Source organism: Serratia sp. CY31944 (assembly GCF_052169175.1).
Classification (GTDB): Bacteria; Pseudomonadota; Gammaproteobacteria; order Enterobacterales; family Enterobacteriaceae; genus Serratia; species Serratia sarumanii.
Genome location: NZ_JBJNLG010000029.1, coordinates 27870 through 49042, shown reverse-complemented (window position 1 = coordinate 49042; position 21173 = coordinate 27870). Strand labels below are relative to the sequence as shown.

The 21173-nt window shown below is 51.3% G+C and carries 32 protein-coding genes and 1 pseudogene; all 33 read right to left on the bottom strand.

All coding sequences use genetic code 11. The features are described from left to right. A pseudogene (locus tag ACJ8IN_RS23265) lies at positions 1 to 463 on the bottom strand (phage tail tape measure protein); the annotation flags it as partial. Positions 464 to 520: 57 nt separating this feature from the next. Further along, complete coding sequence (bamE, locus tag ACJ8IN_RS23260; RefSeq protein ID WP_071883868.1) at positions 521 to 880, bottom strand: outer membrane protein assembly factor BamE domain-containing protein; 360 nt, start codon at positions 878 to 880, stop codon at positions 521 to 523. Positions 881 to 922: 42 nt separating this feature from the next. After that, positions 923 to 1168, bottom strand: a complete 246-nt coding sequence (locus ACJ8IN_RS23255; RefSeq protein WP_424840221.1) for a phage tail assembly protein T — start codon at positions 1166 to 1168, stop codon at positions 923 to 925. Positions 1169 to 1194: 26 nt separating this feature from the next. Then, positions 1195 to 1575 (bottom strand): phage tail assembly chaperone family protein, TAC, encoded by a 381-nt coding sequence (locus ACJ8IN_RS23250; RefSeq protein ID WP_060429318.1) that lies wholly within the window; start codon positions 1573 to 1575, stop codon positions 1195 to 1197. A gap of 57 nt (positions 1576 to 1632) precedes the next feature. Beyond that, complete coding sequence (locus ACJ8IN_RS23245) at positions 1633 to 2130, bottom strand: phage tail tube protein (RefSeq protein WP_060706308.1); 498 nt, start codon at positions 2128 to 2130, stop codon at positions 1633 to 1635. A 59-nt stretch (positions 2131 to 2189) separates the two neighbouring features. Continuing rightward, positions 2190 to 2555, bottom strand: a complete 366-nt coding sequence (locus ACJ8IN_RS23240) for a DUF3168 domain-containing protein (RefSeq protein ID WP_442519547.1) — start codon at positions 2553 to 2555, stop codon at positions 2190 to 2192. Continuing rightward, entirely contained in the window at positions 2555 to 3037 is a 483-nt protein-coding gene (locus ACJ8IN_RS23235; RefSeq protein ID WP_442519546.1) for an HK97-gp10 family putative phage morphogenesis protein, read from the bottom strand. The genes ACJ8IN_RS23240 and ACJ8IN_RS23235 overlap by 1 nt, the downstream gene beginning before the upstream one ends. After that, positions 3030 to 3362, bottom strand: a complete 333-nt coding sequence (locus ACJ8IN_RS23230) for a phage head closure protein (protein ID WP_442519545.1) — start codon at positions 3360 to 3362, stop codon at positions 3030 to 3032. Before ACJ8IN_RS23230 ends, ACJ8IN_RS23235 begins: the two co-directional genes overlap by 8 nt. A gap of 2 nt (positions 3363 to 3364) precedes the next feature. Beyond that, positions 3365 to 3574 carry a hypothetical protein gene (locus ACJ8IN_RS23225; RefSeq protein ID WP_439076101.1) on the bottom strand — a complete coding sequence of 70 codons (210 nt, stop codon included), beginning with the start codon at positions 3572 to 3574 and terminating at the stop codon, positions 3365 to 3367. A gap of 75 nt (positions 3575 to 3649) precedes the next feature. Then, positions 3650 to 3979 (bottom strand): head-tail connector protein, encoded by a 330-nt coding sequence (locus tag ACJ8IN_RS23220; RefSeq protein WP_439076100.1) that lies wholly within the window; start codon positions 3977 to 3979, stop codon positions 3650 to 3652. Next, positions 3979 to 4833: a hypothetical protein gene (locus tag ACJ8IN_RS23215; protein ID WP_442519544.1), complete on the bottom strand. Its 855-nt coding sequence runs from the start codon at positions 4831 to 4833 to the stop codon at positions 3979 to 3981. Before ACJ8IN_RS23215 ends, ACJ8IN_RS23220 begins: the two co-directional genes overlap by 1 nt. Next, on the bottom strand, positions 4826 to 6181 hold the full coding sequence (locus tag ACJ8IN_RS23210) for a phage portal protein (RefSeq protein ID WP_442519543.1): 1356 nt from the start codon (positions 6179 to 6181) through the stop codon (positions 4826 to 4828). Before ACJ8IN_RS23210 ends, ACJ8IN_RS23215 begins: the two co-directional genes overlap by 8 nt. A 208-nt stretch (positions 6182 to 6389) precedes the next feature. Continuing rightward, the gene (locus tag ACJ8IN_RS23205) at positions 6390 to 8327 is read right to left on the bottom strand and encodes a phage major capsid protein (protein WP_442519542.1); all 1938 of its coding nucleotides are present in this window, start codon (positions 8325 to 8327) and stop codon (positions 6390 to 6392) included. Between the two features lie 57 nt (positions 8328 to 8384). Then, positions 8385 to 10046, bottom strand: a complete 1662-nt coding sequence (locus tag ACJ8IN_RS23200; protein ID WP_439076096.1) for a terminase large subunit — start codon at positions 10044 to 10046, stop codon at positions 8385 to 8387. 3 nt (positions 10047 to 10049) lie between these two features. Then, a complete protein-coding gene (locus ACJ8IN_RS23195) occupies positions 10050 to 10538 on the bottom strand; it encodes a terminase small subunit (RefSeq protein ID WP_442519541.1) in 489 nt (162 codons plus the stop codon). 167 nt (positions 10539 to 10705) lie between these two features. Then, entirely contained in the window at positions 10706 to 10867 is a 162-nt protein-coding gene (locus ACJ8IN_RS23190) for an HNH endonuclease (RefSeq protein WP_277977583.1), read from the bottom strand. A gap of 146 nt (positions 10868 to 11013) precedes the next feature. Continuing rightward, on the bottom strand, positions 11014 to 11616 hold the full coding sequence (locus ACJ8IN_RS23185) for a hypothetical protein (RefSeq protein WP_442519540.1): 603 nt from the start codon (positions 11614 to 11616) through the stop codon (positions 11014 to 11016). Continuing rightward, positions 11598 to 13058 carry a glycosyltransferase family 2 protein gene (locus ACJ8IN_RS23180; RefSeq protein ID WP_439076093.1) on the bottom strand — a complete coding sequence of 487 codons (1461 nt, stop codon included), beginning with the start codon at positions 13056 to 13058 and terminating at the stop codon, positions 11598 to 11600. Before ACJ8IN_RS23180 ends, ACJ8IN_RS23185 begins: the two co-directional genes overlap by 19 nt. A 9-nt stretch (positions 13059 to 13067) precedes the next feature. Then, positions 13068 to 13277 (bottom strand): hypothetical protein, encoded by a 210-nt coding sequence (locus tag ACJ8IN_RS23175; protein WP_439076092.1) that lies wholly within the window; start codon positions 13275 to 13277, stop codon positions 13068 to 13070. A gap of 211 nt (positions 13278 to 13488) precedes the next feature. Further along, positions 13489 to 13710: an Rz1-like lysis system protein LysC gene (lysC, locus tag ACJ8IN_RS23170; protein WP_442519539.1), complete on the bottom strand. Its 222-nt coding sequence runs from the start codon at positions 13708 to 13710 to the stop codon at positions 13489 to 13491. Further along, the gene (locus ACJ8IN_RS23165) at positions 13640 to 14029 is read right to left on the bottom strand and encodes a hypothetical protein (RefSeq protein ID WP_442519538.1); all 390 of its coding nucleotides are present in this window, start codon (positions 14027 to 14029) and stop codon (positions 13640 to 13642) included. Before ACJ8IN_RS23165 ends, lysC begins: the two co-directional genes overlap by 71 nt. Beyond that, positions 14026 to 14637 carry a glycoside hydrolase family 19 protein gene (locus ACJ8IN_RS23160; protein WP_442519537.1) on the bottom strand — a complete coding sequence of 204 codons (612 nt, stop codon included), beginning with the start codon at positions 14635 to 14637 and terminating at the stop codon, positions 14026 to 14028. Before ACJ8IN_RS23160 ends, ACJ8IN_RS23165 begins: the two co-directional genes overlap by 4 nt. Continuing rightward, positions 14634 to 14966, bottom strand: coding sequence for a phage holin family protein (locus tag ACJ8IN_RS23155; protein ID WP_230116436.1), 333 nt, complete (start codon positions 14964 to 14966; stop codon positions 14634 to 14636). The genes ACJ8IN_RS23160 and ACJ8IN_RS23155 overlap by 4 nt, the downstream gene beginning before the upstream one ends. After that, positions 14956 to 15333: a putative holin gene (locus tag ACJ8IN_RS23150; protein WP_049202652.1), complete on the bottom strand. Its 378-nt coding sequence runs from the start codon at positions 15331 to 15333 to the stop codon at positions 14956 to 14958. The genes ACJ8IN_RS23155 and ACJ8IN_RS23150 overlap by 11 nt, the downstream gene beginning before the upstream one ends. A 245-nt stretch (positions 15334 to 15578) precedes the next feature. After that, positions 15579 to 16277 (bottom strand): bacteriophage antitermination protein Q, encoded by a 699-nt coding sequence (locus ACJ8IN_RS23145; RefSeq protein WP_230116435.1) that lies wholly within the window; start codon positions 16275 to 16277, stop codon positions 15579 to 15581. Positions 16278 to 16329: 52 nt separating this feature from the next. Continuing rightward, entirely contained in the window at positions 16330 to 17325 is a 996-nt protein-coding gene (locus ACJ8IN_RS23140) for a DUF968 domain-containing protein (protein WP_442519536.1), read from the bottom strand. Beyond that, positions 17310 to 17693, bottom strand: a complete 384-nt coding sequence (locus ACJ8IN_RS23135; RefSeq protein ID WP_442519535.1) for a RusA family crossover junction endodeoxyribonuclease — start codon at positions 17691 to 17693, stop codon at positions 17310 to 17312. Before ACJ8IN_RS23135 ends, ACJ8IN_RS23140 begins: the two co-directional genes overlap by 16 nt. Then, positions 17690 to 18235, bottom strand: coding sequence for a phage N-6-adenine-methyltransferase (locus ACJ8IN_RS23130; protein WP_342135534.1), 546 nt, complete (start codon positions 18233 to 18235; stop codon positions 17690 to 17692). Before ACJ8IN_RS23130 ends, ACJ8IN_RS23135 begins: the two co-directional genes overlap by 4 nt. Then, the gene (locus ACJ8IN_RS23125) at positions 18232 to 18459 is read right to left on the bottom strand and encodes a hypothetical protein (RefSeq protein WP_101455770.1); all 228 of its coding nucleotides are present in this window, start codon (positions 18457 to 18459) and stop codon (positions 18232 to 18234) included. Before ACJ8IN_RS23125 ends, ACJ8IN_RS23130 begins: the two co-directional genes overlap by 4 nt. Further along, entirely contained in the window at positions 18456 to 18803 is a 348-nt protein-coding gene (locus tag ACJ8IN_RS23120; RefSeq protein ID WP_101455769.1) for a hypothetical protein, read from the bottom strand. The genes ACJ8IN_RS23125 and ACJ8IN_RS23120 overlap by 4 nt, the downstream gene beginning before the upstream one ends. After that, complete coding sequence (locus ACJ8IN_RS23115; RefSeq protein WP_172448759.1) at positions 18800 to 19537, bottom strand: ATP-binding protein; 738 nt, start codon at positions 19535 to 19537, stop codon at positions 18800 to 18802. The genes ACJ8IN_RS23120 and ACJ8IN_RS23115 overlap by 4 nt, the downstream gene beginning before the upstream one ends. Beyond that, positions 19518 to 20435: a conserved phage C-terminal domain-containing protein gene (locus ACJ8IN_RS23110; RefSeq protein ID WP_101455856.1), complete on the bottom strand. Its 918-nt coding sequence runs from the start codon at positions 20433 to 20435 to the stop codon at positions 19518 to 19520. The genes ACJ8IN_RS23115 and ACJ8IN_RS23110 overlap by 20 nt, the downstream gene beginning before the upstream one ends. Before the next feature lie 198 nt (positions 20436 to 20633). Further along, the gene (locus ACJ8IN_RS23105; RefSeq protein ID WP_101455767.1) at positions 20634 to 21167 is read right to left on the bottom strand and encodes a YmfL family putative regulatory protein; all 534 of its coding nucleotides are present in this window, start codon (positions 21165 to 21167) and stop codon (positions 20634 to 20636) included. Positions 21168 to 21173: the final 6 nt, after the last annotated feature.

Sequence of the window (21173 nt, the reverse complement as noted above, 5' to 3'; positions counted from 1 at the left end):
TATCTGGTGATGCTTTTGCTAATTTCTCAGCTGACAACCCGAGAGCATTTAAGGCATCAACGGCTTCACCAGACTTATTTAATACAGCATCACCAATCTTATCACCAAGATCCTTGAAAATGTCAGACATGTTTTCGCCTGACAAACCAGCTTTCTCAGCTGCAAATTGCCATGCCAACAATTCCTGCGTTGACATATTTAAAGATTTTGCCCATTTATCAGTATTGGCGACTTGCTCTGAAGTAGATTTCAATAGCTGATATCCTGCTACACCTATTGCTGTTGCAGCAGCCATAGCAGCTGTAGCCATGCCAGCGAGAGCTTTACTACTATCGGCAACATCTTTTTGTACCTGCTTCCTCCATTTTTCAGATGCCCGCTCTGCCTTATCCATGCCTGATACAAATCCGCCCGTTTTTGCGATCAGGTCAATTGTAAGTGTTCCAAGTGATTTGCTAGCCATACACTCTCCGGGCATAAAAAAACCCCGCAATTGCGAGGCTTGTTTATATTAAAGTAGTTATTTTTTATTAAGTGCATCCATGTAGGCCTGCGTTGTTTTTTGTGATGATTCTAAAATATCATCAGATAATGTTTGCTTACCCCACTTGGCAACTTTTTCATTAATAAATGTCACCACTAATCTATCTTGAGATAATTGTTCATTATCCACAGGAGTAAAACCGACCATAACAGGATTCCAATAAATCCATCTTTCCCTATCAGAATTCACATCAGTTCTTCTTGGCTGCCCCATAACACCTTGAACTTGAGACTTGCTCATACCTATAGATAGGTTCAATGAGGCTTTATTATAGTCAATTTTGTTTGCACAACCAGAAAGCATAAGAATAAAAAAAGCTGTAAAAATAAATTTCATTTCATCATTCCCATCTTGTTTTGGTTGCAGCAGTGTATCAAGTTAATCCCATTCTTTCATAGCTTCTTCTAAGCTAATGGGTAAAACTGATTCTTCCATGTGTGGAGAAAAGTCCGTGATATGGAATGGTGGTGTATCCTTACCTCTATTGACGTTTGCGATCGTACTTGCCACCAGCGCGGCACCCCACTCAGTCCGCATCATAGGGTTTAGACTGCCAAACTTGTTACGATACTTCATCCACAGGCGAAACTCAGAAAGGCTGAGACGCTCCTGAGCCTCTGCCACTGTCCTGCCGCCAATACCATTCAGGACTAATTCGCACCAGGCTTCGTCGTCTGCGCTGATGGCTCCGTCTTTCCCAGGTTATTGACCTCTTGAATGGCCACCAGCAAAGCCACTGTTAAAGCACCATCAAGCGCACCACGATCCGGATCCGCCTCACCAGTGATATCTGCAGGGGTAAATACTGGCTGGCCATTCTCATCACAAATAGAAGCTGCGATGCGACCAGCAACGCCATCAACTTTTCCACCTACCGCGAGAATATCTGATCGCGCAGTGTAGTAACCCAAAGGCCGTACAAACACCGTTGCCGTCAGTTCTTTCTCGCCCTGCTTCCAGGTGATTTCTTTCTCTACCGGGCGACCGGTAAAGGCGCCATGTTCTTTCAACGATTCCAGAGTTAATTTCATGTCGTTACCATCAATGAGAAGTTAACGCGGGGCACTCGGCCCCGGCGGATAGATTGATTAGCTGCCGGCTTGAGCCTTTGGAACCCAAACGGAAGGACCAGAACGCTGAATAGTCGCGGTCGTGCTCACCACTGTGTTTGCCTGGAAATCGAATGGGAAATCGGTAACGTAGCCTTGGAAAACAAACCAGGTACGATCGTCAGGCAACAGCAAGCCATCTACAGCGTTTGGAGCACCAGGCGCTGCTGCAGTTGGTTCTGATTCACCATCTGCCCAGCCAACGGCAAAGGTCAGCAGTGATTCGTCGTCAGATTCTGCCAGGTTATGCAGCATCAGGTGGCTAGCGTTTTTTGGATCAGCATTCAGCGTGACGGTAGCTGATGCCGGTGTGCGCAGACCTTTTTTATAGGTGCGGCTGTTGCGCTCGCTTAAACAGGTATCTTCGATCTGATCGGCAGGGTTGCCACCAGGGGTGAATGATGTGATGCATTCAACTTCGCTTACAACGCCGTTGGCGAGGACATAAAACTGCGTGCCTTGTGTCAATACAGACATGGTGATCTCCGGTCATAAAAAAACCGGCGCAAGGCCGGTATGTTGAAAAGTTGGGAATGTTAACGAAGCACTATCCAATCAACGTCGAATGAATAGCGATAGCGCTTTGTTTCTGGGTCGCGGCTCTGCCCGCCCCATCTGGTAATGTAGGCGTGTGGCTCTATGGCATCACGCAGCGCTGTGGCCACGGATGTAGCAGACGCGACCGTATCGGCATACACATCTACCTGCATCGTGTAGCTGTCAGCGTCCGGACGTTTGTCCAGGTAGTTCTCTGGTGAACCGCTGATGTTCTGCCAAACGACATAGGGATAGACCACATTGTCATCCTGCAGGCCAAATGGATATAACCGCACAGGGCTTGAACCGATGAGATCTGTTACCGCCTGACTTGCAGCACAGACCTTAAAAATTGGTGCGATCATCATCTTGCCCCTTTCTTGGCTGCTCTTGCTATTGCCCTATCGATAGCTTTTCCATATTCAACAACGAACGTATTGGATGCCTCAGCGGCGCTGTTCTCAGCCGCCGGTCGCATGAAAGGTTGAGCCCGCATATTTTCGGTACCAAATTCCAATAGTCGCCAGTGCGGCGTTGGGGCATTCTTGGCTTTATCGGGATGATTTTTCAACACTGCGCCATGCAGTACACCGATCCTAAAGGCTAGGTTTCCGTTGCGTTTAAACTCACGACCATTCCAACGCACAGCGATATTATCGGCAATGCTGCGGCCTGTTTCCGGATCATCAAGTCGCTGTGCATTTGCCTTTGCTCTGTTGGCGATAACGTTGGCAGCCTTCCTTAAGGCCGCACGCCCTCCTTTGCGTTTCATGTCATCGCTGATCGATTCCAACTTTCCCATCAACTCATCGACGCCAGTAAGGGTGTATTCAACGCCATCAGCCATTATCAACCCCTTCCGAACATGGCAACGTCAGATATTCAAGACCACTTTTCGGATCGGACAAAATACCTTCAATATTTAATATCTTACCGCGAAACAATATCCGATATTTTGGCTCTATATCTTGACGATAGCGGATAGTAATCCTTGTAGTTACGGCATTTTGCATTGCCTGAGCGGCCACAAACTCTCGGGCGGAAAGTGGCACTACCTCAGCCCAGATAGTGGTTAGATCCAACCACGTATCTTCCATCTCACCACTATCAGGGTTCTGTACTTTCTCCGGCTTTTGAAGTGTGATGCGATGTCGCAATTTCCCGGCCTGCATAATTACCCCCTGGTACTCAGATACTGAGGGCGCTGATCATCAATGGATGTCGTTTCGATCAGATCAGCATCACTGCTAAATGCATCGGCAAGAACAGCGACCAACGATTCATTGGACTCCGCCAGGCGGGTTAGTGCTGCTGTCTGTTCCTTCTTTGCCTTCGTCTCTTCCTGCAGTGCTGCTATCAGTGCGTTTACCTGTTGCTCGTTCATAGGCGATTTTCGTCCATTTCTTGATCCAGTCTCGACGTGCCTGACATCCTTTACATGCCATAAATCCCCCGGCTGTCAGCATACAGTTGGTTTACGAAGTGAATAAATTAGGCTGGTTACAGAAAAAGGTAATTGACCCTGCTGATATTGCGGCTCTTCTTCACCACCGCGAGCGCGATCAAGAATACCAACAAGAATCAGCGTGGCTTGCTTCACCCTCTGCAATTCAGGAGTGTCTTTAATAACTTTTCCGTCACTGTCGATGACCTTGTCACGACTTCCCTGAATGTAGTCGTACACAGACGCGCTGGCGGAGTAGATTTTTAGTTGCAGGTCTTCATCACCGGCATCTGTATCAACTCTTAGATGGTCCTTAGCTTCTTTAAGCGTTACAAATTCAAGCATCACTTCGCCCTCGCATCACGTCCACGCTTAACAGCCAGCTTCCAGCCTTTTGAACCGTCTTCTCCAGGCTTATCTCCTGTTTCCTGATGGCAGTACCAGACCGAACCACCCCACGTCACGCTGTCACCGGGATAATATTTATTCCCTTCCTTGAAAATATCCCGGTAGATCATTACCGGAACAGAGAATGATTTTTCAGTTTTTTCACCGCTAGATTTCGTCGCCACCACAGTGAAATGGCGCTCATCGTCTTGGCGAATGTCGATTGAATCGATGCCATCTACCAGACATTCCCAGCCGTTCATGCCGGCCGTTTTCTGATAAGATCGCCATAGACCTCCAGAATGAATGGCGTAGCTGCCGCGCGGATACGACTTCTCAGTGACAATCTCAGGCATTATTTCCAACTGCAGCGCATCTTTACCGTCTTCACCATCCCTGGCCTTTGGAATCTGCGCCACGGCTTCCTTCACCATCTGCACGATATCCGGCAGCGGCTCAGGTTTTGGCAATTCAATATCAGCAACGGCATCGCTAACCATCTTGCCTATATCGGGGATCGCTGGCGGTTCTGGTGCATCAGGAACGGGCATCTGCGCCACGGCTTCCTTCACCATCTTGTCAATATCAGGCAACTCTGGTGCCGTCGGCACATCAATCTGCTCAAGTACAGATTTGATGATTGACCGTTCATCGACAGGATCAGCCTGTAATTCCCTCAGTTTTTCCTCCAGTTCGGCTATCTTATTCGACTGCGCCTGAAAAGCGGTTTCGTACTTTTTGTGTACTGCCGCCAGTTGCTCTTTTACAGCTTCACTGACCGCTTTAAGCAGTGACATGTCACGTTCATTCATCGGTTAGCAGTCCTTTCAGCATTGCCTTAACCATGAACTGTTCATGATCAGACAGCGCCTTGCTGTTGTCATCAAGGGGTTGTATTGGCTCGGGCGGGGGGGCCGTCTGAGATGAATTTCCAAACGGGTTTTCGCTACCATCCCTTTTAGCCAGGGCGGCAAGAGCAAAGTTTTGCTGCTGAAGGTAAGGAGTATCTCCACCTTCAACTGGTAGCATATTTTCATTCCTTCGCGCCTGATTCGGCGCAAGCCATCCAGCACCAATCGCCTCGCTATAGGTTTTATAGCGCCCCTCGGTATCCATGCGGATCAGAGTATTTAAGTCCATCTCAATGCCGGTTTTCTCATCGAGTTCAAAGGACTCATCAAGCAGCAATTCGATGGCTTCAATATGCGTCTGGAGGCACTGGGAGTAATATCCTTGATCCAGCGCTTCGATGTTGTTATAGGACGGGGTGGCAGCTGAGTTAACCTTGTAAATTGGCACATGGAATGTGGCACAGATAATCTCAGCGGTAAGCTTCAGTTGCTCTACCATCTGCGCATCCACAGCTGTCATCGCGATGGTTGTAAAATTTGCACCATCCGCAAGCAGGGCTGTTTTACCTGCATTAGCGCCAGAATAACCTTCATCCCAGCTCTGTTTTATTTCCCGCGCTTTATCCTGATCAACTGCTCCTGGAACGGTAATGACCCCTCCTGGTTTTCCACCATTTTTAAAATGGTTAGCAGAATTAGTAAGGATGGCGTCACCCTGCATTGCTGTAAGTCCACAAGCATATATCGGGGAAAGCCCGCACAAAGGATGGAAAAAACAGTTAAACCGGTCATGAATAATTTCACGCGCTGGAACCATGACCTGCTGTTCAAGGCCGTGAACATTATCAGGACGGACCTGATAGAAAATTTCACCATCTTCAGTAATGTATGGTGTCACTTTATTGTAATCCAGCACCCTAAGCTGCTTAACAGCCCCGTGCTCATCTCGCAGTTTCAGAACGTAGGTGTTCCCATCAGAAAGCTTTGAGTTCATCCAACTTTCGAAAAACTGCATGCGCGTCTGGAAACTGTTTGGCTTTCTCAGCAATGGAGAAATCTTTGCATCACTATGATCGGCCCATATTCCATTGTTCAGCTTCTTCTTTAGCTGCAGAGGCATCTTAGCGATATCGGCAGAGATAAGTGATATGCATGAAAATACGGCGTGATAAGCAAGAACGGTAGTGGCATCAACTTCGATATTTCTCTGCCACGCACCGGTAAACGACTCAAAAATTCTGTTCCACCAGCCGCTTTTAGCAGCCTGCAGCGCCTTTTCTTCCTTACGTTTTTTGCGGAAACCGAACATTGGCTGCTTCTCCCGGCGTTATTTCATTTTCTGGTTCTTAGTCTTCTTCTCGACGATATCGATAAATTCGACATAGCCGGTTAAACGGAGAACCTCAGCGTGATCGTCACGCAGAAAGCGTTTTTCACCAGCATGAGCATCATGGGTGCTTTTAAGATAACGAACCTGTTTCATAGCGAAAAAAGCGGGGATTTCTCCCCGCAACTCCTTAGCTGCCAGCAGAGGTGCCGTAATTGACGCCAGTAATTACCGCAACGGCTGCCGTGCGACGGCGCTTCCAGTTGATCCAGCGTTCGGCGCGGATAGCCACGCTGTTGGTCTGGAACATGGAAACCATTTCGGTTGGCGTTGGCGTCACACTGTCGCCCACTGGCTCGCTCTCCATCTCAAGCGAAGCCTCACGCGACATATCAACCGCAACGCCGCCGTCGTCCGCCAGGTAAATATCAGGCGCATTCACCAGAACAAGGAGATTGCCGACATACTGAGAAACGATGGCCGGCAGGCCTTCAAAAGTACCGCCGAACATGGTCATCTCAGGATACTCTTTCTGACCCAGTGCATTTTTACGCTTAGACAATGCCAGCGCAGTCGTGCTGGACATTAGCCATACGCCACCGGTTGGCTGAAGGCCAGCATCAATAAACACCTGGAATGCGTTAGAGCTGTCAGTGTCAGGGTTTCCAGTGCTTGGAATTTGCTGGGCGCCGTTGGTGATAGATGCCGGTGAGACGTTCGCTACTTCTGCTTTTGCAGGGTTCACGAAGTCAACATCAAGACGAGCGATCACCGCCTCAGCAAGACTGTTACGCACCAGTGCATCAGCAGCAGGATTCGAGAAGCGGATAAGCTCATCAGTCAGCACCGCAATCGCCGCCACTTTAGAGAATCCAAAGGTGATTGATTCAAAATCGAATCGGGTCAGTGGCTTCGCCTTACCCTGACCAACCCAGCTTGCTGAGCCGCCGGAGGTTTGCGCCGGAATGCGGATATTAAATGGAACCTGACGCAATGCAGGAATATTGCCCTGACCGAAGCGGCCAATAATCGTCTGAGGACGCAGGAATTCAACGAAGTCGTTCGCGTACTCCTGGTACTCAACCAGGCTGCCAGCCCACTGAGGATCAGTGGTGGTACCTGCACCAACTGCAGCCTTCAGCACGTGATGCAGCTTGGCATCTCGCGGATACTGACGCTTGGCAATTTCCAGCGCCTCAGTACGGCTGCCGTTAGCGGCTGCCAGAGATTTGGCGAAGCGGGCGAACGCGATACCTTTCTCCAGCGGTTTTTCGACATGGATTACCGCAGGAGCGCGGTTATCAGTGGTTTTAACGACAGTGCCGCCGGCCGCCTTCTGCACAGGCTGCGCCGTTGCAGCTTTTGCCGACTCCATATCACGCAGGCGCGCAAGATGCGAGTCAACGGATTTAATTTCCGAGGTCAGATCGTCATATTTTTCTTCTTCTTCCGCATCCAGCGTGCGGCCTTCATCGAAAGATTTTGACATGACCGCCTGACGCTCTGCATCCAGAGTGGCGCGCTTGGTTTCAAACGTTTTGATTTGTTCAGAAATGTTCATGTTAATTCCTTTAGTCTGCGATTTTGTTGGTGCTGTAGCGCCAGCGGTTTTATTGTTTTTCGAATCCTTCTGCTCATTGCCTGACGCGGCACGCAGCCTTTCATCGATTGATTTAACGGTCTGGATAGTGCCCTCGGCGTTGGCCGGCACGGTCACGACTGAGAGCTCATACCATTCCCACTTGGTGAACCTGACGCCGCCCTCGTCGATGTAGGCGTATTCGATAGGCCTGAAGCCAATAGACAGCCCTTTTACAAGCCCGAGCCGGATGCTTTGCCATGCCTCTTCAAGCCTTGCGGCAAGTTGGCTTGGTGCATCGGCCTGAGCCAGCGTGGCTTTGATTTCAATGCCGTCTGCAGTGACCTTTGCGCTGGTCACCTGACCTATTGGGGACTGATGGTCGTGCTGCCATAGCAGCGGGATAGGCAACTGAAACTTGGCCCCCTCGGGCATCACAATGTCGCCATAACGATCAGGTGATGGAGTTGTTGCAATGCCGGTAATTTCCCGAGTGTCTTCATTGACAGCCTTCACCTTCAAAAGGCTTACGGCGTGCTGATTCTTCATTTCCCTTCCTCCAGAAACGAAAAAACCCGCCTTGGCGGGTCGTTAAGAGCGGAATTTCTAAATGAAAAACACGCTGTATTCTTTTTTAGGTGACGCCGGATTTAGCGCCATAAGGTGGATGGCGTTAAAAAGCGCCATCAGCGGGTCGATCTTACCGATCCCGCTGGCTCCTTTTGTTACCAGAGGCGCATTGGCGCTGATCACCACCTTGGCATTACCAACGCACCAGTTCATCATAGGTTGATGGGCATGCTTAAGGGCACCTTCTGTGAGCTTTCGCTCTGCCGTTTTACACGCGCCACCAAGTCTCCAGCCCTGACTGACACCCACTACCAATTCCTGAGGTATTCCGGCATCAATCAGGCTATCCAACAAGGCACCAACGCTGGCTTGGTCCATTCCGACCTTATCCAGTAAGCCCGCTTCGTGGATCTGTGAGACATACATCGCCACTTCGTCAGCGTCTTCACCGAACGATTTAACGACTGTCATATCACCCTGTTTTACAAAGTCCATGATTTTGCTTTCTTCACTTTTTCGCCGCTCAATCGCCTTTTCATGGCACCAGGCGTGCGACCAGCTAAGCCATTCTCGGGTTTTCTTGTCTCTGCCAACGATGGAGAGGCCTAAAAGGTCATCAAGTCCGCCGCCGTCGATACCCACGGTAATGACTTCGCTGCGGCTCAGTATCTGCTTGAACGTTACGGATGGATCGGACTGCGCTTCCCAGTATTCGGCGCCTGCCCAGCGATCACCGCGAAGATTCATGCCGATTTCGACATTCAGGTGTTTCGCCAGAAACTTTCTCAGGCTTCCCTCATCTTCCTGAGAACGCTTGCGATACTCATCATCCAGCCACTCTTTGCTGACTGATCGCCCCATGTTCGGGTTGGTGATGTAAAAATTATCAGGATTACGGAAACCTTCGTTTTCAACCATTTCAGGCGGGAATTCGTAGAGAATACCGAGAGTCTTGCCATCCTTGATCACGCCATCACGAACGTTGCGCCAATAGTCCAGCTTTTTCTTAAATACGCCTGCAGGTGGTTCATCGCTCTGCGTGGTCAGGTAAATTACCCAACCTTCATTACGCGATACCTGACCACCCAGAGCCTCAATGAACATCGCATCGGCTTTGGCGTTTTTGCCGAACAGCCAGAGTTCTTCAACCAGGATGCGCCCGGCCTTTTTACCGGACACAGTATCGCTGTCTGCGGCCACTACTTTCAGGCTGTTACGGTTGACGCGGTGCGTGATGGTGCGAATGTGATCCTGAACATGAAATAACGCAGACAGTTCTTCATCTTCCCTCACCATGCTTGCGGCGGGCTTGAAGCAGTTGTCTGCAACCTCTTTAGTTGGTGCGAGGATCAGGTGTTCCTCGTCAGATCGCCAGCAAATGATCAGCGCCGTTAGCATGATTCCGGCAGCAATTGTGGATTTCGTGTTCTTTTTACTTATCAGAAGACCGTATTCACGGATCTTCTGATTGCCGGTTGCCTGGTCATAGCCACCAAATATCGCCAGCACAAAATCAAACACCCAATCTTCAGAGCATTCACCGAACGTTGGCTTACCGGGCAAGTCGGTAACCCTGAGTTCTTTAAAAATGGACAACGCGTGCTCGCCAGAATCCCTGTAAATGGGTGGCGGGATGATAGATTGACGGTTAACGAGCCTGCTGGCCCAGTCAACGCAAGCGGTAGACCATTCCGGCATTTACTATCTCCCGTTACTGACAACCAGTTGAGGTGGAGCCATTCCGATGAACTTGCTGGCGATTGCTTTGGCTGCGGCCTGCTTGGCGTCTTTCTTTCCACCCTCACCTTTTTTGCTGTGGATATAAGGAAGCATGGCTTTTGCGGCATCCTTACGGGTATCAATGTCTTCATTTCGGCTATTCATGACCGACTTCAGGAACTCAAGAGGGTCATCATATTCATCTGCAGCACGGTCGATTTCTGCCTGCGGTTCGGACTCTGGTTTTACCGCTGGGGTATTAACTTTTTTCCCAAAGGTCGGCACATCATCAACTTCGATTTTTTCTTTCTTTTTACGAGCAATAAAAGCGATGACTTCCGGGTCTTTAGCAAGCTGCGACCCCTTGGAGCGCGCGGATTTCTCCGAATACCCAGCCTTTATTGCCGCATCTTTTTTTGACATACCGGACATCAGCGCCAGCGCGTATTTTCGCTTCTGGGCTGTTAACATGTTTACACCCTCCAAAAGGGGATATTTTCTGCGCGTGAGAGGGGGCGAGGTTTCGTATCTAAATCGTCAAAATCCTTCGACCCTCCCCCCACCCAATGGGAATAGATATCATTCGAAATGAAATAGTTGCAAGTGCAGTCACTTACAAAGGCGCATGACATCCATTCTCATTTGCCTTTCATGTCGGCCTTTGTCTTCTTGAGGTGACAGCCTTCATCACCACAGCAGAGGATTTGGCAGTTCTCATCGGTATCAGCACCACCCTGATGGAGTGCCACCTTGTGATCAAGTTCGAAACCGTGAGGATATTCGGTCAGGCGTCCACACATAGCGCAGCAGGGATTGGCTAACCACAGACGTTTACGCCGTGACTGAAGCTTCCAACCTGTGATTCGTGTATCAGCCACCTTAACTGGCTGAACTCGCTGTGTTCGGTCTACTGTAATTCGGGGTTTCAGAGTTGCTAGCCTTACCATTAACACTCCTTACTATTTATCCGCCACGCCCGGCGTCTCTCAGTTCGTTGACAACCATCTGGATGCCTCTCAACTGGATCACCATCTGCATGGTCTACCAGCGACCAGCATGGATAGATAACCGGAGCGCCTAATGCATCACCTACGGCGTAATCGGCCGGCTTTCTGCTATCCCAGTGGGTCAGTACACGTTCAATCTGCTGTCGCGGTACGCTGTAGCACACGCCATGTATCAGGCGCGGTAGCGTGATGAAGTCAGCACGTGTCTTGTCAGCCACTATCAGCCGTTCAGCTATCTGTGTCTGATACTGTGGAGGGCGGCCTGTACCAAGATAAAAACTCACTAGCGAATCAGGGTAGCGCTGCAGCCACCCTTCAACCTGGGGAAGGAAGTTTGGTACTGGCTCAGCGTCATCCTCAACCACAACAACGCGGCAAAGCTGAGCAGCAGCCCATTCAAGCGCGCGGCGGTGGTTCCAGTTGGCGCCATTGTCGCCTTCATCAATCAGCAAATGAGCCTGAAGCGATGTGGCAAGCGCAGCTGCCTGGTTCCCTCTGGAATGATGGCCGACTACAACAAACTTTATTTGTGCTTCCACCATGCATACTCCCTTCCAATACCATCAGTGCGGAATACGGTATGCACGCGCGGGCCGGTAATGACACGGTCGCCAAATGTTTTGGCAACAATACCAAACGCAATCATGTCCCCTACCGCAGCAGATGCCTTCTCCATCTTCCAGAATCGATAGCTCTCTATCCGATAGAACAAGCGAACGATGGCATGTGCAAACGACATAACGTCTTCACGCTCGCCGCCTAACAGCCCGGCATTCAACATCACATCATTACGATGCATCGCGAGAAAATCTTGATAGATTCGCTCCGGGTGTTTATCGCTAGCCCAAACATCTGCATAGGTCTTTGGTTCGGAGCCCACATAAACCTTTCCAGGCTCCATTTCTGCCCACGGCGCCCTCAGCATTTCTACGTCTGTGCCATCTGTACACCAGACAAAACGGTATTCAGGATGATCGCGTAGGTGTTGCCAGATGTGCAGCCAGCGGCGGAAGTAGACGTTCATCTTCACATCAGGAACGCGATACAGCTCAACGTCCTGCGGGGCATCCTGAAGCTCATCCACTAAGGCAATGCGCCTACACTGCTGAAGTGAAGCCGCCCACCTGGCCAGCATGTCCGAAGATGCCGCCATCTTGGTACCGCGTTGCGGGTCTATTTGAGTGGTTAGTAGCGTTGTGATTACCACGTCACGACGCTGCCGATATTCAACATACCCGGTAAATCCAGCATCACGCCTATCGTTATGCACCTTCACATTTCGTTCAACAAGAGCCAGCCTGTCTGGCTTAGGAACGGATCGCTCTACTGCCTCATGCTCATCGAGTGAGTGAATCAGCGATGCCGAACCAACCACATCGGCATAGGCCCAAGTTGTCAATCCAGCATTGTGAATGCGAAGCGCCAGATCACTATGCTCGTACATACCACGGCCATAAACCGGGTCAAATCCCCCAACCTTTTCAATCGCGCTGCGATGATAGTACAGCATCACGCCACGCTGCCCGGTGTAGGCAACGTGTTCATCATCAGCATGCAGCACCGCAAGATCTTGAAGTTTTCTTGGTCCAGCAAGGTCAAGGAATTGGTAAGCCAGGTGCGGTTCTGGTGAGGCTATGTATGGAAGATGCCAGCCATCTGCAATCGGCCACGCGTCATCGTCCCATAAGAACAGGTGTTCGCAACCGGCGCTAATTAACGCCTCAAGGCTGGCATTTTTCGTTGCCACAATACCGCGAGATTCTTCATGTCTGAAAAGCTGAATCCCATCAGGAACAGCTGCCGCCGGGTTTGAACCATCGTCTACAACAACCACCAGCGCACCAGGTGGCAAATGCTTAAGGTGTTGCGAGATAGCCCTTGCTAGCACTTCTGGGCGCTGATGCGTTGATATCGCGATACCAATACGTGAAAAAGCCTGCTTGTTGGCAGGCTCATAGTGAACGCCGTCAATAATCACCTGCATGGAAATACCTTACTGCTCAGCAGGATTGGTGTAAGTTGCCACCGTGCGGTTATCGCGGTTTACCAGATATGCAGTGTCACCGGGAAGAAGAGATATCTTGTTTTGACCGCCTGTACTTGCATTTGCATAGATGGCTTTCTCTGCCCGCTTCCACTCGATAGCATCAACAGGGAAGATCACTTCGTTCAGGTTCGCAGTTACAATTTTCAGTGTGTACATGGTGGTTTCTCTTAGTGGTAGTAGTGATAATAAAAAAGCCACCAGCCCACTGATGCAGGATGATGGCCTTTGTGGTTGCATTATCGGTGGCACTCAGTGAATGCCACCTGTAATGCCTATCTTGGTTTTGGTGGAGTTGGAGGCGGTGCAGGCCGCTTCACTTTATCCCCTGGCTTGTAAGGCGGTGGTGTTGGGGCTTTCCTTCCCATGATTATCTCCCTAACGATGTGCGCCATTGGTTCAGCGTGACCACCTGGCCGGCGCAGATTAATAGGGCTGTTTGCAGCGCCAGCGTGTAGCTCACCGCATCACCCCAAGTGTTTCCCTGCAGCTCTGACCGCTCGCATGGCGTGAATACTGTTTCAGGGGGAAGGATTATTACCTGCTCTGGCGCCGGCGGTGGAGTTTTGCTGCAGGAGCTCAACGACAGCATCAGGCATACGCTCAGCAGCGCAGGGATTATCTTTAATCGCTTCACGGAATTTCCTCTGCAAGATGTCGTACTGCTGGCGTAGCTGCTGCTCATGCAGCTGTTGTGCAGCCACCAGTGTGCGGTTCTGAGCATCCTGAGCCTGCAGCGTAGCTATCAACCCCGCCTGCTTGCTGTTTTTCAACTGCTCCGTTGAAAGCCTCTGGCTGGTCAACTGCAGCTCTTTTCGATAACCCCAGTTGCTGACGGCCAGCCAGGCGACCAATCCGAGAGCTACTGCCACCAGCATTGCTTTCCAATTTGGCAATGGGAACCAATTCATAGCAGCACCTTACGCGCCATGTCATACCGCGCCTGGCGATCAGATAATCCGTTGATGCCACCATTGATACGTTGGGTTACCCATTCGATATCGTTGGCATTGCGGCCACAATCGCGAGATTTCCAGAACCAGCCGGCAGAACGCATCGCGTTACCGTCGCTCTCCAGCAGTTGAGGATTGCCAACCAGTTCGAGTTTCAGCGCAATACCGCACGCTCGGTAGTTGTCCTGGCCGGTAACCTGAATCAGCCCACGCCCACGATATTTCCAGCCATCACCGCGTGATTTATTGCCCAGGCGATCGGCGTATACCAGGTTTGCAATCGCCGGCTGGTTTGCCACGTGTGCCGTTGTACGTCCAAGCATGCCAGCCTGATAGGGAGTGATGCGCTTCCCAAAGGTTGAAAGCAATCCCTGTGGCGTGTAGTTCAGGCTCTCTACCGTGCGGGTAAAGCCAGCTGATTCATGCCCAACCTGAGCAATAAACATTGCCTGTGCCGCTGGCTTCTCGATTGAGAACTCAGCAAAGGTGGCGAGCAGATGAGGATACCAGCGCGCAGCTAACCCGGCGCTGATACCAGCCGCCCGTTGAAATTCGTTTTGTGTCATTGTGGCCTCAAGGGGTGTAGCAGTTTCGCGATGTTCCCCTTAACCCGGTACAGCGCGATGCAGATAATGAGATTCGCCGCGATTACGCCCCAGTGTGTTTCCTGGTACTGCTGAGCAATGAAGCGAAACGGGATCCATGAATAGGCGCAGATAACCAACCATGCCAGCCAGGCTATCCATGCCCGGTGCCGGTAACCTGTTTTTCTGAAGCATGCCAGGCGGCAGACAATCGCCGAGCACAGCAACACATTCAGCACAACAAGTGGATCACTAGTCGTTACTGTGTGAATGAGGTTTAACCACATCACAGAGATATCGTTACTTGCCATTCGCGCCTCCCCGGAATCTGGAAAACAGCGATGTCGGATCCTCCATCTTCTCACTGACGAAGGTAAGCAGCTTGACCGCGACGGCAGAGATGATCAGCGCACCTAACGGCTCTAGCGGGGTATCGTTGTAATTAAGCCATGCTGAAAGCTTGGCGCCGGCAACACTCGCACCGAGCACGCCAGTGCCAAATGAGACAACGAACGAGAAAGCCTGTCTGATTCGCGGAATGTCTTTGGCTTGGGTGACGTAGAACATCGCACCGATGAACGCGCCAAAGATAACCCCGTAGTCAATGCCAACTGCAGGAGCCGCAATCGTGGCCGACACCAGCGCAGTGGTGCCAGTCGCAGTTAATGGATCGGACATCGTTACTCCTCATTGCTGTAATTGTCCTCTCCATACCGAGGGCATAAAAAAGCCGCAGTCTACGCCACGGCTAATAGGGTTCAGCCACCAGCCGTAAACGATTTGGCGATACGGGGTGTGCCAGGTGTGTGTCGGATGTTGGCTGGGGCTGAAAACAAGAAAACCCCGCCGGAGCGAGGTTTTAATTTTGGTGCCGGTCATTACATTTATGGCACGATATCAAATTAACGCTAAATATGGACTATTTAATTAACTTTTGCAATACCCTGTTGTGAAAATGTCGCTTTTTGTTGTGATCGTGATCTCGACAAAGATACGAGCCCCTCCCGATCAAGCCTCTGGAATATTCCACACATCAACGACCAATACTGACCATAGTTTTTTGACCAGTTTGGCGCGGATACCTGAAGTAGCTCAGCCACTTCTTGGCACTGGTAAGCTTTACCGCCCATTATCCTGGCTTTCACATCTTGGGCGGCCAACCAAATTAACGCCCTCAGCTTTTCGATCGTCTTACCAGCTATGCGCTTGCCCATCACTTTTATGCGAGCACAGAATTCACTCCAAGCCCAGCGGGTGATCTCTTCTTGATGGCTGAATGAAATATCGCCTATGTAACACCATGCAAGCCAGCTACGCTGATTGCTCGCGATTGGGTAAATGGCACGGCGCCACGAAGTGGCTGAAAACGTGGCAGGATCGATAAGCGCAATTGCCCCTGAACTCGGTCTGGTTTCAGTGCCAGGAACAGGTGCGCTGTGTATTGTAATTCGCCTTCCGTCCGCTTCCACGATAGTGCGTCTCTTACGCTTCAACCGCGTAGTGCATACTTGCGTTGATTCAGTAAATGCCTGCAATTGCCCTTTTGTCTTACCACTGGTATCAGCAGTTGCCATCATGAAACATTCCCGGATGTACTGCAGGTATTGTTCGGACATAATCATGCATTTTCTCCAGGCGTCTGGCCCGCATGCCAGCTCGCCTATTACTCCACACTTATGAAATGGCGCCGATCGATAACGAGTGGTCGATGAATCTGAACCACAGTTCGATCTGAGTGCCGTGCTCTTCTTCCCACCGTGACATGTCACGATGCAATTCATCATGGTGTTTACGGCAAAGTGGGATGGTAAAAAAATCGTGCGCCTTGGTTCCCATGCCGCCCTGCCCGTGGCCAATGATGTGATGGGGGTAGTCCGAGGGTGCTCCGCAGCATGCGCATGGCTGAGACTTAACCCAACGGGTAAACTTCTCGCTGGTCCAGCGCTCACGCTTTGGAATCTTGAATAACGCCTTTGGCGGGGCCGGATCGATGACTAACGTTTTGGCCGCTTTTTTGGCTTTCTCGGCAACAATCTGACGTGCAGCCGGCGTATGCTCGATGTCTGATTCTTTCTTAACCCCAGCAGGCACGCTATGCGGCGCCACACGCAGTGATGCAGCGGCCACCTCTTCAGGGATCAGATCGATGACCTCTTTTACCCATGCCCACCAGCAAAGCTCCGGCAACGTCAGCTGGTGGGATTCGTCAAACATGAAGTGCGCGCGGGCGCGGTAAACGACAAAATCAGCCACGTTCTGTTCTGCCAGCTTATTCAGCATCGGGCTCGTCTGCTCACGGTACTTGTTCTGGTGGTGCCAGCACATCCTGATACTGTGGTCGCCGTATTCCATCACGCTGACGTTCTTGTCGTGATATCCGTCAGTGGTGGCGCATTGGCATTCAAAACCACGAGCTAACCAATCGCGCATAGCAGCAGACCCACCAGCGGCGCTTAGCACTCGCTCATGCGTGAAGAACGATCGGAAACGTGGGTCAGTTGCCAATTGCTGCTCTACTGTCGGCAACGCGCCAGATGGCATCTTGCGAAACTCAGGTGGAACTCTGGTCACCATGACCCGATCACCAAACAATGACATCAGATCAGCACCTGGTTTCAATATCACCTGGCCGAGCTCGCTGATGATGATAGGTTTCAACAGGCAACGCATGGCATCACCTCGCTGATTCTCAGTTCCACTTTCCCGCCCTTCGTGACCGGTCCCCACTCAGCCTCTATGCGCTTAATCTGGCTGTCATCCAGCCATACGCCTGCCTGCGTCATCGCATCGAACAATGCCTTGAAGTAGTTATCCAGATCCCGGCGTGCTTTATTCGGCGGCCAGAACACCACATGAACCGAGATATTGGCGCTGATCGGCTTAGGCCGGCGGCGCAGCTGCTCGATTACCTGTGCGATAGCCTCTGCCTGGAAAGCTCTACCTCGTTCACTGACCAAAGTGCGCCCACGTGACGATCCCTTGTTAGGGGAACGCCAATAGCCGTTAACGCTTGGTGGGAATGGCAACGTTAATTTCATGCAGCCACCTCGCGCAATGCCTCAGCGCCAATACTGATTAGCTCATCGCGGCTTACAGTGGTGAATTGGCAACGTGGTTTAATGAATGGGCGCCAGATCAGCAGCATGCTTCCCTTGTTATTGCCGTTCACTTGCTTACCCGTTCCGGCGTTAATGAACGATATGCGGCCATCGGTGATCAACCTGACTTCATCGACTGACTTCAACGCCAATGAGAACCAGCTCACGGAGGTATCCGCGGGTATTAGCATGACGACCGGCTGATTCTGCACCCGGCATTGTTGCGTGGCCTTTTCAACCCAAGGCTTAATCGCGCTATATGGCGGATTGCACCAGATGGCGCCGTAGCTCTCCCAATCGACTGCCAACGCATTATCCTGCTCAGTCAGGTAACGAGCGCACAGCGCGTTGTTCTTGTCTGCTGCAGCATCCAGGTAAAACCCAAACTCAACATCAAGCGCGCTGAATATCTCGAGCGGTGTTTGCCACCGGTCTTTATGCTCTGGTGGCGTATGGCTGACGCCAAGATAATCTGACTTCATGCAAAATTCCCCTCTGCCTTACGAACCAGATAGCGCACTACGCAGTAATCAGTGCTGAACCGCTGGCGTTGCCATTCAATCAACCAGCCTTGACGCTGGGCATACTTTCGAAAATCACCGCGTTCTTGCCATGTACGGCGTGCTTCTCTGAGCATCCACCAGCGCCACACGCGATGAGCAATTACCAGCAGCGGCATAACCTCAATTCCAGATACGCACTTCATGCTGAAGGCTCCTTCTCAACGGCAACCAGGCGGTAGAAATAAACCCACTTACCCGATTTGCTTTTTACCATCCGGCGCTCTTTCACCAGTCCCTGGAATGGCTTGCTGAACTCACGCAGACGAGCGCTGATGGCTGCTTGCGTGTCGTAAACCCCGTACATTTCCACCACCAGCCGTTCAAGGTCACGCAGTGTGCGCCATGTTGCCCCTGCAGCGGCATGTCGCACGCGGCAAATCTGACTATCTGGGTTGTCTTTCAGGAAACCTTCGCGAACCAATCGACGAATGCCCTTGTTGATGCGTTCGCTTTCTAATGCGTCTACCGGGATCGTTAATTTCTTCATGAATTCTTCCCCTTGCGGCCGCGCATGCTGGCCCATGTGAACGGCACCCAAATTCCGCCATCGGTCTGGCGATCCATCACTCGTTCGCCAACCATGCCAACCATTTCCTCAAAAGTTTTGTTGGTCAGCATCCCCGTAGGCTTCAACTGCAACTGGCGCCGATCAACGATATTGGTCAGCAGATTAGTTTCGTAGTCGGAGCCTTTCTGCAGGCCCACTTCATCCAGCACCAGAAGATCAAGCCGGCAGAGGTCGCGCAGCAGATCGGCCTCCTTGACTGGGCTGTCTTTGCTGAACGTGGCGCGGTGGTTTTCGAATAGCTCTGAAACAGTCATGACCATCGCCGAGTAACCGCGTTCGATCAGGTTTCTTGCTATGGCGCTGGCCAGATGGTTCTTACCTGTGCCGCAGTTGCCGGAGAACACAAAACCCCCGTGACTCTTGCCGAACGCGGTCACAAAACCTTTCGCAGCATCCAGGGCGGCCTGTTGTTCAGGGCATTCCACGCGGTAATTACTGAATGAGCATTCTCGGTGCATAGGTTGAATGCCTGAGCGGCCGATGATTTTCTCCATGCGCGCTTGGCGATTCTGATCCGTGATCTGCTGGTTCGATTTCAAAGCCTCTTCCGCCTGAAATTTCTTCCAGCCTTCGACGGTCGTGAAGCGTGGTTCGACATGTGCAGGTTTTAGCGCCAACAGGCGCGCCATCACATCAGTTGACGATGCCATCATGTTCACCCCCTGTTGGTAAGCCATTGCTGAAGCCAGGCGGGATTGCGCCTGTAGCTGGTGTTACGCGGTGATTCGTGCTGGTTTGCCATTTACCGTTGATACAGGCTGGACGCCCTTTCTTGTCCCATGCAGTGCTTGATTGCTGATAGCCTGGAAACTTCGTGGGAGCAAACAGCGTTGTAGGGCGCAGATAATCCGACATGGCCAAGTCGTTTCCCCATTTCGCATTCATGTAATCAACGGTTTGCACCAGTTGCTTGACAGTGAACCCATCGCGAATGCGTGCCCGGATGTTTTCCAGTGAGGTTTTCGAGGTCTGATAGCGGGAACCAGTCACAAGGTTCAGGTGTTTTAAAACCTCCTTCGCTTGGTCAGTGATCAACACTTCAGGGTCGGTCTGCGCAGCAGGCTGACAAGTAGGTTTTTTACCTGATGGATCTTGTTTTGAATTTACTGACGGATCCCCTCCAGATTCTGGCGGGTGAGAACTGCCCTTTTTCGTGTTTTCTGAACGTTCGGATTCTGAACGTTCAGATCCTGACCTGTCAGTTTTTGAATGGTCAGATTCTGACCTGTCAGAATCTGGGCGGTGAGACTCGATGCTTAATGCTGCGGCCTTCAGCTTTGGCACATTCAGGGTGTAAATATTGCTGTCGTTTCGCTGCCCTCTACGGCGCTCCTTGCGTGTCAGCCATCCATCACTTTCTAATTCGCCGATCGCTGTCGTGACCGTACTGCGGCCAGCACCGATCTCACGGGCAATTTTCTCAATCCCCGGATAGCAGATCCCCTCATCATTCGAGAAGTCAGCCAGACGAAGCATTACAAGCAGCTTGGTACCCTTTACACCGTGTGCAGCGCATCCGTCCCAGACGTAACTTGAGACTTTCACGCTCATACAGCAGCTCCCGGCGCCGGCAGTGCCAAATATTTGCAGCGATCCACAACTTCCTGCAAAGCGCTGTGGGTGACAGGCATCCAGCCGCCCGGTATTCTCATCACATAACGCAACGGCATGAGCGGCTTTGAACAGCTTGAAGCCACACACCGAAATTGCCCACGCAGCCGACTATCTGCTAATCTGTTCATGCGTTAATTACTCCACACGTTTAATTGATGCAATCGACGCCCGGGACCGCATATCCTGGGCGTCACCCTCTCCAAACATCATCACTGTCACCGCGTAAATCTCAGCCACCAGCGATTGGATCCGGTAACCCTTCGCTTTCAGTTTTTTGCTCTCGTCGCTGTCCAATACCCCATCAGCTGTAAATTCGTTATGCGCCTTGGCAAACAGTCCCAGCGCCGACAACAGTTCGTTGAACTTCACCAGCAACTCTTCGTTATCCACCTGCTCAATCTCCGGTAGCTTCACGAAAACGCCACCAGCCCGTTTGCACATCGCTTCAGTGATATCGCTACGACCAGAAATCGACTCCATTTCAGCTGCCATACCTAGCGGCACGACTTGACCAGACACCTGGCGAACGCGGTTGCGCAATGCGTTTTCGGTACCGGCCACTGGGTCCAGCTGCTGAGCCATCGCGCTGTACTTACCAGGGAACAACGTGATCAGCTTGTGTATCGCTTCGCTGATGTCGTCCTGGGTCGGAAAGTCTTTGTTGTCCACACGGTT